General features: G+C 42.2%; 8 protein-coding genes and 1 pseudogene. 6 read left to right on the plus strand and 3 right to left on the minus strand.

The features are described from left to right. The first annotated feature begins 1 nt into the window (after nucleotide 1). The gene (locus BM378_RS13250) at nucleotides 2-871 is read left to right on the plus strand and encodes a U32 family peptidase (protein ID WP_074989366.1); all 870 of its coding nucleotides are present in this window, start codon (nucleotides 2-4) and stop codon (nucleotides 869-871) included. On the opposite strand, the gene BM378_RS13255 is transcribed toward BM378_RS13250, so the two are convergent. Continuing rightward, on the minus strand, nucleotides 868-2,586 hold the full coding sequence (locus tag BM378_RS13255) for a bifunctional protein-serine/threonine kinase/phosphatase (RefSeq protein WP_036973029.1): 1,719 nt from the start codon (nucleotides 2,584-2,586) through the stop codon (nucleotides 868-870). The genes BM378_RS13250 and BM378_RS13255 overlap by 4 nt on opposite strands. Before the next feature lie 321 nt (nucleotides 2,587-2,907). On the opposite strand from BM378_RS13255, the gene BM378_RS13260 reads away from it, so the two are divergent. From BM378_RS13260 to BM378_RS13270, 3 genes are all read left to right on the plus strand, one after another. Further along, nucleotides 2,908-4,176, plus strand: a complete 1,269-nt coding sequence (locus BM378_RS13260) for an MFS transporter (protein WP_065978355.1) — start codon at nucleotides 2,908-2,910, stop codon at nucleotides 4,174-4,176. After that, nucleotides 4,173-5,375: an NnrS family protein gene (locus BM378_RS13265; protein WP_196857407.1), complete on the plus strand. Its 1,203-nt coding sequence runs from the start codon at nucleotides 4,173-4,175 to the stop codon at nucleotides 5,373-5,375. The genes BM378_RS13260 and BM378_RS13265 overlap by 4 nt, the downstream gene beginning before the upstream one ends. A gap of 147 nt (nucleotides 5,376-5,522) precedes the next feature. Then, the gene (locus BM378_RS13270) at nucleotides 5,523-5,966 is read left to right on the plus strand and encodes a putative zinc-binding protein (protein ID WP_051501921.1); all 444 of its coding nucleotides are present in this window, start codon (nucleotides 5,523-5,525) and stop codon (nucleotides 5,964-5,966) included. Between the two features lie 16 nt (nucleotides 5,967-5,982). Here BM378_RS13270 and BM378_RS13275 read toward each other — a convergent pair whose 3' ends face one another. Further along, nucleotides 5,983-6,726, minus strand: coding sequence for a HesA/MoeB/ThiF family protein (locus BM378_RS13275; RefSeq protein ID WP_036973025.1), 744 nt, complete (start codon nucleotides 6,724-6,726; stop codon nucleotides 5,983-5,985). A 183-nt stretch (nucleotides 6,727-6,909) separates the two neighbouring features. Here BM378_RS13275 and BM378_RS13280 point away from each other — a divergent pair, with 183 nt between their 5' ends. Together BM378_RS13280 and BM378_RS13285 are read left to right on the plus strand one after the other, a co-directional pair. Then, the gene (locus BM378_RS13280; protein WP_074989367.1) at nucleotides 6,910-8,100 is read left to right on the plus strand and encodes an alginate export family protein; all 1,191 of its coding nucleotides are present in this window, start codon (nucleotides 6,910-6,912) and stop codon (nucleotides 8,098-8,100) included. A 331-nt stretch (nucleotides 8,101-8,431) separates the two neighbouring features. Next, nucleotides 8,432-9,904, plus strand: coding sequence for a NarK family nitrate/nitrite MFS transporter (locus tag BM378_RS13285; protein ID WP_065978357.1), 1,473 nt, complete (start codon nucleotides 8,432-8,434; stop codon nucleotides 9,902-9,904). A 41-nt stretch (nucleotides 9,905-9,945) separates the two neighbouring features. Here the strand turns inward: BM378_RS13285 and BM378_RS20535 are convergent. Then, nucleotides 9,946-10,260, minus strand: a pseudogene (locus BM378_RS20535) (IS4 family transposase); the annotation flags it as partial.

The following is a 10,260-nucleotide window of genomic DNA, read 5'->3' on the forward strand; positions in this document are numbered from 1 at the left end:
AATGACACAGTTAAAAGTTGCGGTAGGGCCCATGTTGTTTTTGTGGCAAAAGGAGTTGCTCGAACAATTTTATGAGCGGGTAGCGCAGTCGACAGCCGATATTGTTTATTTAGGCGAAACCGTCTGTGGAAAGCGACGTTTAAGTCGCCTAAATGATTACCTTGAGTGGGCTAAAATGCTAGAGCAAGCAGGAAAAGAAGTGGTGCTGTCTAGCTTAGCCTTGTTGGAGTCGGGGGCTCAACTTCAAGAGTTAAAACGTGTGTGTCGTCAAAGCGCGTATTTAATAGAGGCGAATGATCTTGCCGCCGTGCAGCAATTACATAGCTTGGGATTACCATTTGTGATTGGCCCCGCAATTAATGTTTATAACGGTTATACGCTAGCAAAGTTTGCTCAAATGGGAGCTGTGCGCTGGGTTATGCCTGTTGAATTGTCGAGAGATTGGCTGGTGGCTTTAAAACACGAATACGCGGGTTTGACAGATTTACCGATGCAATTTGAAGTGTTTAGTTATGGCTTGTTGCCTTTGGCTTACAGTGCGCGATGCTTCACGGCTCGCCATTATGACTTAGCTAAAGATCAATGTGAGCTCATTTGTCAAAAGCACCCTTCGGGATTAATGACCCACAGCCAAGACGGTAAAAAGGTGTTTACCTTAAATGGCATTCAAACAATGTCTGGGCAAGTGTATAACTTGTGTGAAGACCGCCATGCACTTAATAGCAGTGCGGATATCGCGCGGCTAAGTATGCACGATATGGACGACTTACAATGGATTGAGTCGTTTGCTTTGGGCACCGACGCAAAGCGACCGGATGAACATATTAATGGCTTTTGGCATCACATTGCGGGTATGCATTGCCAGTCTTAGTGCTGGCTAAATAAATACAATATGAGAGCCAGTGTGATAAACCAAAAACCACTTACCATTTTCCAAAATAATAAACTGCTGGCTTCCTTCGGTTCAGGATCCGGTTTTAAAAATTCAGGATTAGGGACGGTTAAGTCATGCATGAGTGCATCCACGGTTTGATAGCGCTCTGTTAAATCAAAACTAACCCCTTTTTGCAGTGCTTTATCAAACCAAATTGGAATAACGGGGTTATGTTTAATGGCACTGTGATAACGTAGTTTGTCGTAGTCTGCCATGCTTGTGCATTGCTCAACTTTTTCGCCATAGGGTAAGTGGTGAGTAAATAATTCATAGCAAATAGTCGCGAGGCTATACACATCACCTTGCACGGCAGCATTTTTGCCCAGCAAATAATTAGGGTCTGAATAGCTGGCCGTGCCAAGTGCCCCTTGATGTTCTATTGGCTGATAAAGCTCCGCAACTCCAGCAACAAACACGGAGCCAAAATCAACCAGTTTGATTTCATCATTTTCTAATACCATCACATTGCCGGGTTTGAGATCTTGGTGAATCGCATCATTACTATGAAAAGCATTTAAGGCCGCTGCAATGTGTTTAACGATGGCGATTGCTCGTTTAGGTTTTAGAGGTTGATGCTCTGCTAACCAGTTGTCGAGGCTGGTGCCATCGAGCCATTCCATTAAATAATACAGGGCACTTCTTGGCCGTGAATGTTGATAAATTTTTACCACATAAGGGGAGTCAATTCGGCTGCCAATCCATTGCTCTTTAATAAAGCGGTCGATGTAATGTGTGTCGTCGTCAAAGTTGGCTGAAGGCGTTTTCATTGCGTAACGCTTTTTTGTAAGCTCATCTTCCACTAAATAAAGTTGACTACGTGATGAGGCAAACAGCTCTTCAATGACAAGATAACCATCTAATTTCATACCTGCTTTAAGCGGCGGTGGAAAAGGCAATTTTGTGAGCTCAGCGCTATATTCAGCTTCATTTTGATATGCCAGTTCTTTTATTTTTAAAACGACACAACTGATGTTGTCATCACTGCCATGCTTTTTGGCTTCTATACACAGTTGCTCTGCTATTTTAGAGGCTGGCTGATAACTCAATAAGTTATCTATTAAGATATCGGTCGGGAGAAAATCATGCACCCCGTCAGAGCTTAATAAGTAAATGTCACCTTGTTGTAATTCATTGCTGCTGTAATCAATGTGTAAGTTGTTATCCATGCCAATGGCACGCGATAAAAACGATTTTCCTTGCCCTAAATTGGTGGTGTGATCGGCTGTGAGTTGCTTTAAGTTTCCATTTCTAAAGCGATAAATTCGACTATCACCCACATGAAAAATATGACCATGATTTCCTTTTAAAATCAGGCAGCTTAAGGTTGATAAGTAGCCTTTATTTTCTTGTGAAAATGCATGGCTTTTGCGAAAAAGACGTAAATTGATTGCCGATAATACTTGTTCGCCACTGCGACTAACAGACCATGTATCGGGGGTTTTAAAGTATTCACTAAGAAAGCGTTCAACGGCTGTTTCGCTCGCTTCTTTACCTGCTTCTGCTGAGCTGACACCGTCGGCAACACAAAATGCGGCACCTTTAATATTGCTGAGGTACTCATCTTTTGGAATAAAAAGACCTGCGCAATCTTCGTTGATTTCTTTTATTCCGCGTGAGGTATGAAATCCTGCATCAACCTGAGTGCTTTGCATAATGTGTAGTTAGCTTTGAAATAATATCAAAATAGTGCAAGAAAACGGGGGGAGTATTCAACCTGTACAGATCAATAAACGGTCAGTTTTTCGGGTCTGTTTATTATCAAATAAGCTTAACTACCTCTTTTGGGGTAATTGTTGTTGTTTTTAATGTTTTGATTTTTATGTGCTTTTTATTTTATTCGTCGTTTTTGTCTGTTGATATTTTTAAGTTGTGGCATTGTGGGTAGAGCCTCATAAAAAGCGCGTGCTTTAGGTAGAATGGGTTAATGATTTATAGATGACGTGTTCATCGACCGTTTTTAATTGGAGCATCGCATGTCAGAGTCTCGCGCTAAACGTGCGTTATTATTTGCTACCTTAGCTTTTGCGGCTAACTTTTCCGTATGGACATTGTATGCGGCGATAGTATTGCCTTTATCATCGCAATGGCAATTAACGGTCACTGAGTTAGGTGGCTTACTTGCAGCCCCGATGTTCACAGGTGCATTGTCTCGGATCCCCGCTGGCGAATTGGCTGACCGCTATTCGGCAAAAGTGCTCTTTGTTGTGCAAATGTTAGTGTGTGTGCCCGCCCTTGCATGCTTGTATATAACGACAAGCTATTCTCAACTACTTTTTCTCGGTTTATGGATTGGTCTCAGTGGTAGCTCATTTACCCTCGGTATCCGTTATGTGTGTGATTTTTATCAACGCAGTCAACAAGGAACCGCGATGGGGATTTTTGGCGTGGGTAATGCCGGTGCCGCTATTACACTCGTGTTAGCGCCTTGGTTAATGGAGCGCTATGGTTGGCAGTGGGTTGGGCCTGTGTATGCGTTTGGTTTGTTATTTGTTGCGGTGCTGTATGGTGTGTTTGCCCCCAGCCAGCCAGATAACGCTCATGTTATTAATAGTAAACCGCAAACCTGGACACTGTTACTGAAAAATACGCAAGTTTGGCGATTAGGGCTCTATTATTATTTTGTGTTTGGTTCTTTTTTGGCCTTACTGCTTTGGCTGCCATATTACTATATGCAGGCCTACCAATTATCAATTAAACAAGCGATGGCCTTTACATTGTTTTTTGTTGCAACGTCGTCGGTGATACGGGCTCTTGGTGGGTGGTTTGCCGATAAGTATGGCGGTCGTAGTGTTAACTGGAGCGTATTTTGGGTGTGTTTAGTGTGTTTGTTTTTCTTAAGCTACCCGCCCACAACAATGACCATTCATGGTATTAAGCAAGATGTGAATTTATCTGTGTCGGTGAATGTGTGGGTGTTTACCGGCTTATTATTTGTGATTGGCTTAGCGCAAGGTTTTGGGCGTGCCAGTGTGTTTAAAGTTATCCATGAAAACTACCCGTTAGAAATGGGCAAGGTAGGCGGTTTTATTGCTGCCATTGGGGCCTTGGGAGGATTCACATTGCCGATAATGTTTGGTGCGGTGGTTGATTTATTTGGCTTTTACAGTGCCTCATTTATGTTGCTTTACGCTGTGTTAGCTGTCTGTATGATGCTGATGTATTTCGCGGTGCGTGCTGAGCGCTATCAACGAAGATTGAATGAAGCTGCGAGTTATAATTTTTTAGAAGATGATAGTTTATGATGCAAATATCCGATGAACAACAAACCAAAAGTGACGTTGCCTTATTTCAGCTCGCATTTCGTCCGCTGTTTTTGTGTGGGGGCCTATTTAGCTGTATTGCTTTGGTTGTGTGGGGATTAGTACTCAATGGTCACTGGTCTTTTTCTCCTTATGGAGGGGCTTTGTTTTGGCATAGCCATGAAATGCTGTTTGGTTTTGTGTGCGCTATTGTTATCGGCTTTTTATTAACCGCGGTACAAAACTGGACAGGTTTACGCTCTATTCATGGTCGAAAGCTGCTGCTGTTAACTCTTGCATGGTTAATCGCGCGAGTTGCCATGGTGGTGCCCGCTTTGCCGCACTGGTTAGTATTTGGTATTGATATGGTGTTTTTGCCCTTAGCGGGTTATTGGTTAGCAAAACCAATCATTGTCAAAGGGCAAATGCGAAACCTCTTTTTTGTGCCGATTATTTTATTACTCAGTGCTGCCAATTTATTAATGCACTTAGGCGTGACACTGGGGATGCCTGAGTTGTATCAGCATGGTTATATGTCTGCTATTTGGCTAATTACGTTATTAATGAGTGTATTAGGCGGGCGTGTAATTCCCTTTTTCACTGCAAATGCAACTGCGACAAAGAAGGTCGACGGTAAACCTTGGTTAGAGATTGCAGCGCTTGGCAGTACCTGGTTTATTTTTGTGTTGTTTTTTACTGGTGCAGTTTATTACCTGAGCAATGAGCTCATTGGCGGCATGCTAATTATATGTGCTGTATTTCATTGTCTTCGTGCGGCGCGATGGCCGTTCTTTAAAACCTTAGCGGTTCCACTGCTGTGGAGTTTGCATTTGGCTTATTGGTTTATTCCTGTGGGAATTATATTAATGGGGATGTCTTATTTCACTGATTTATTGTCAATTTCGACCGCTTTCCATGCACTGACTGTGGGGGCTATGGGCAATATGATTTTAAGCATGATGGCGCGTGTTAGCTTAGGCCACACTGGAAGAAAATTAGTGGTTAAGCACGCCATTATTTTTGCATTTGGTGCGGTATTAATAGCGGCCTTATTACGCGTATTTGGTGTGTTGATAAATTCACAATTGAGCCTGTATTTTATTTCTTTATCTGTGATTACATGGTGTATGGCTTATGGTTTATTTTGCTTAGTGTATTTTCCGGTGTTAACACAACCAAGAGCAGATGGCCGCGCAGGCTAACGTTTCTATACGTCAATATGGTTGTTTAGGTAAAGTAGCTACCTCTTTTGAATTAGTGTGGACTTCATTCCTCTTGATGTAGATCAAGCTGAATTTTTGTACGCTTACTAAGCTGATATTTACGTATCAGTAAAAAGAGTGGAAAGCATGAAGGAGCAATCTTTACCAATATTGTTAACGTGCTCTGGCTGTAGTTATGGTGCAGAGCTGGCTGAAGACTTATCACAAAGTTTAATTATGCAGGGGAAAGTTGAAAAAGTCTCCATTGCGGCATTAACAGCAGGTTCTGCTATGCATTGGCAAAAGTTAGCATCTTCTCCTGCGATTATTGTTTTTGATGGCTGTGGGCTTAACTGTGCGAAGTTAAGCCTCGAAAAGTTATCTATTAATACATTTTATCATTTTGATATGACCAAGCAGCTTCAGAAAATAAACAATGGCGTGGGCAAACCTTCGCTAGCGGCCTGTTTGCAAGTGACAAAAACGGTGCAGTATCAACTCGCGTCTGTCCTACCAAAGCAACATAGAGTGAATCAAAAGGAAGCCGCAGGAAGCAAAGTGATCGCGATGTTTCCGTGTGCAGAGCGTTAAGGTTAGCAATGTAACTTTAACGCTCTGCACACACCTCGCAGTGGGGTTGTTTTGGAATAATAAACTCTTTAAATGTCAGGTGCTCTGCATCATATAACAGCATTGACACTGTTTTAGGGGGCATAGATAGCAGGCTTTTAAGCGCCTCTGTGGCTTGCAATGAACCTAAAGTGCCAACTACTGGGGCAAGGACCCCAGCTTCCATACAGCTTAATGAGGGTTCTTTAAATAGCCGAGCAACGCAGGCATAACAGGGATCGCCGTCACGCATTGGAAAGTGAATGAGTTGCCCTTCCATACGAATTGCAGAACCTGAAATTAGGGGCGTTTTATGTGTCCAACACAGGCGATTAAGCAGTAAGCGTGTTGCGAGATTATCACTGCAGTCAACGACAACATCAGCGCTGATTAACTCTGGCTCATGGTGTGTCGTAAACTCAGAAGCATAGGTTGTCATCTCTACTTGGCTATTGAGTGCTGTTAATTGCTGTTTAGCTGATTCAACTTTTAACTGACCCACACTGTTTTCGGTGTGTAATATTTGTCGTTGCAGGTTAGTTATATCCACTGTGTCATGATCAAATAAAGTAATTTTTCCGACACCTGCCGCAACAAGGTAAGGGAGTACTGCACTACCCAGTCCTCCAGCTCCGACAACGAGTACGTGGCTTGCCATAATGGCTTCTTGCCCTTCTTCTTGAACCTGAGGAAGCAGAATATGACGGCAATAACGCAGGGTGTTGGCACTCTCTAATAACATGCAATTTTCCTTCTTTAGAACGCGTCTATAAGCCTACATTAAATAGGGCAGTGTTGTTATACCTCTTTGGAGGTGCAGTGAGTCATATTAGGTAACGCTATGAAAAAATTGATTTAAATCAATTTTCATAGTTATGCATAGCCGTAATCTGTGCATAACTTAAAAACATAGCAAGGTAGTGATATGAAAACACAGCTCTCAGTTCTAACAGCGTTAGTTACATTTGCTTTGAGTACGCAAGTGAGTGCAACTGAAGATAATGGCATTCATAACATGTTGGCGAATGGTGAAGTGCATGGCATGTTGCGTTATCGATATGAAAATGTCGATCAATCGGGGATCGCTGAACAAGCACATGCATCAACATTACTCACGCGTATTAATTATACAACGGCGACACTCAAAGGCGTTTCAGCACTTCTCGAGTTTGATAATGTTACCGAGATTGGTAATGACAATTATAACAGTACGGTTAATGGTCATACGGATCACCCCGTTGTTGCTGACCCTAAAGGTACTGAGGTTAATCAAGCAAGCTTGCAATTCAAAAATAAAGAGTTGCACGTTGTTGCGGGTAGACAACGTATCAACCTTGATGACCAACGATTTGTAGGGGGTGTCGCATGGCGCCAGAATGAACAAACTTTTGATGGTTACAGAGTCGTTTATAAACCAACAGAGTCATTAAAGTTCGACTACAGCTATGTGTTTAATGTGAATCGTATTTTTGGTGAAGACAGCAATAAAAGCGATTTGCACGGTAAATTACACTTTGCCAATGCTGCATACCAAGTTAATAAGCAATTTAATGTCAGTGTGTTTGCCTATCTCTATGACTTTGATGCTGCTTTAGCCAGCTCAACACAAACAATGGGTGTACGCGCAACAGGCCAATTATCCGATTCATTGAGTTATACGCTCAGTTATGCAACTCAACAAGATTATGCCGATAACCCCAATTCGTTTGATGCTGACTATATATTAGCGGAGCTAAAGGGCAAAGTGAGTAAGCTTGGCTGGAAAGTTGGCTATGAGCTGTTAGGCTCAGATAACAACATAGGTTTTAGTACACCACTGGCAACAGGGCACAAGTTCCAAGGTTTTGCAGATAAGTTTTTAGCGACCCCAGGTAATGGGCTTGCTGATTTATACTTTGGCGTTAATGGGCAGTTGGCAGATATAAAGCTGAGCGCGACTTATCACTTTTTTGATAGTGATGCACACAGCATCGATTATGGCCAAGAGCTTGATTTAACGGCTGCATATGCACTTTCAAGTAACTGTAATGTGCTGTTTAAATATGCCATGTACAACGCTGATGATTATGCCACGGATACCGATAAGGTATGGTTGATGCTCACTCATAAGTTTTAACCGCTTAGCATGCTTTTTAGCCGCTAGATTAGTTTCAGTTCCCTGCAATTATGAGCCTCTTCGGAGGCTTTTTTCTGTGTGATATCCCAAAACCTCATTGTTATTCCTCCAATATCTCCTTTTATCTCCCTCATAGAGTGATAGGGAGTGTTAATACACCTTAGTAGGTAGTAAGCGCAGTTAATAAAGGCATTGCTTTACAGTGCGCCTATTCATAGGGGGTAGAGGTGTTTTTGACTGCACGGCGGTTACCTTTATTCCTTGATTTACATCAATTCTTTTTTAGTAAGTCGGCTCAGAATCAAATTAATAAAACCGTTTGGAGACGACAATGGCGAGTGAAAAATTTAACCTTTTTTCCTTTCAAGGAAAAATGAAAATCTTACATCTTAGTTGGCTTGCATTCTTTATCACATTTTTTGTGTGGTTTAATTTTGCACCGTTACTACAGGCTGTAAAAACCACCTTGGGATTAAGTACAGAGCAAGTAAAAACACTACTGATCTTGAACGTGGCTTTGACCATTCCTGCCCGCGTGATTATTGGCATGCTAACCGATAAATACGGGCCAAGGTTAGTCTATTCATGTTTGCTGATTGTCAGCGCAGTACCTTGTTTAATGTTTGCTTTTGCTGATAGCTTTTTGCAAGCTGCCATTGCTCGTTTTTTACTTGGGTTTATCGGCGCAGGCTTTGTTATTGGTATCCGCATGGTGTCTGAATGGTTCCCTCATCACGAGCTAGGCACCGCAGAAGGTGTGTATGGTGGCTGGGGTAACTTTGGTTCCGCTGCTGCGGCTTTTTCACTGCCTACGCTGGCATTAATTTTTGGCGGCGATGATGGTTGGCGTTATGCAATTGGTATTACGGGTGTAATGAGCTTTGTGTATGGTTTTATTTATTATTTTAATGTAACCAATACACCTAAAGGCTCGACGTACTTTCGTCCTAAAAATTTAGGGGCGATGGAAGTCACTTCTAAAGGCGATTTTTTCTTACTCCTAATCATGAAAATCCCTATGTATGCAGCAATGGCATTACTGGCTTGGAAACTCTCACCCAATGGTGTTGGGATGATTGAAGCAAATGTCGTACACCTTATTTATGGTGGGTTAGTGCTGCTGTACTTGTTTGAAGTTAAAAAAGTGTGGAACGTAAATAAAACGGTATTTGAGCAAGAAGTACCTGAGTTACATCGCTATAGTTTTAAGCAAGTAGCTGTGCTGGATATTTTGTATTTTACAAATTTTGGTTCTGAGCTTGCTGTGGTGTCAATGCTGCCGCTATTTTTTGCTGAGACCTTCTCGCTCGACCCTGTTATGGCAGGGATGGTGGCCGGTGCGTATGCATTTATGAACTTAATGTCACGCCCAGCAGGTGGGTTTATTTCAGATAAGTTTGGTCGCCGTACAACGTTACTTATTTTAACCGCCGGTTTAGCCGCAGGTTATCTGTTAATGGGCATGGTTAATTCGCAGTGGCCATTATGGTTAGCAGTTGCAACAGCCATGGCGTGCTCTTTCTTTGTTCAATCAGGAGAAGGTGCTGTGTTTGCGGTCGTGCCATTAATTAAACGTCGCTTAACAGGGCAAATTGCAGGGATGACAGGGGCATATGGTAACGTTGGGGCAGTTACATTTTTAACGGTGTTATCGTTCGTTGATTATGCAACTTTCTTTTATGTTATCGCCGGTACGGCAATGATTGGCTTTGTTACTTTGTTCTTTATGGATGAACCGCGAGGTCAAATTGCTGAAGTACGCGAAGACGGGACTGTTGAACTGATTGATGTATCACACAAATAAATCTTAATACGATAGAAAAGCCAGCTTAAGCTTAATGCCAGTCAGTTAAGAGCTGACTGGCATTTTCTTTTGTAAGGATACTTATTTGGTTTCCTTCTTATCACCCTTGGATAATGCCTGTCTGGTAGCCTATCGGGTAAGATAAACAACCTAAGTGTTGTCAGTAACTCATCATAATGAACAGGTAACTTACTTGCACTATGTATTGGCGTAAACATGAAGAAAGCGATTACCTGCCGCATAGATTGGCTAAAGCTTAATTGAGTAGGCAAGATATCTTCTTCTTTAGTTGCATCAAGCATGATTATGCGTATTAAGTTGTAAGCGAGTAGTAATCCCCATAACTCTTGGCGTAC

The sequence above is a fragment of the Pseudoalteromonas lipolytica genome (genome assembly GCF_900116435.1).
Lineage (GTDB): Bacteria > Pseudomonadota > Gammaproteobacteria > Enterobacterales > Alteromonadaceae > Pseudoalteromonas > Pseudoalteromonas lipolytica.

Bases quoted from the DNA above. Each gene is read 5' to 3' on its own strand.
- BM378_RS13250 (WP_074989366.1), top strand. From the start codon at position 2: ATGACACAGTTAAAAGTTGCGGTAGGGCCCATGTTGTTTTTGTGGCAA.
- BM378_RS13255 (WP_036973029.1), bottom strand. From the start codon at position 2,586: ATGCAAAGCACTCAGGTTGATGCAGGATTTCATACCTCACGCGGAATA.
- BM378_RS13260 (WP_065978355.1), top strand. From the start codon at position 2,908: ATGTCAGAGTCTCGCGCTAAACGTGCGTTATTATTTGCTACCTTAGCT.
- BM378_RS13265 (WP_196857407.1), top strand. From the start codon at position 4,173: ATGATGCAAATATCCGATGAACAACAAACCAAAAGTGACGTTGCCTTA.
- BM378_RS13270 (WP_051501921.1), top strand. From the start codon at position 5,523: ATGAAGGAGCAATCTTTACCAATATTGTTAACGTGCTCTGGCTGTAGT.
- BM378_RS13275 (WP_036973025.1), bottom strand. From the start codon at position 6,726: ATGTTATTAGAGAGTGCCAACACCCTGCGTTATTGCCGTCATATTCTG.
- BM378_RS13280 (WP_074989367.1), top strand. From the start codon at position 6,910: ATGAAAACACAGCTCTCAGTTCTAACAGCGTTAGTTACATTTGCTTTG.
- BM378_RS13285 (WP_065978357.1), top strand. From the start codon at position 8,432: ATGGCGAGTGAAAAATTTAACCTTTTTTCCTTTCAAGGAAAAATGAAA.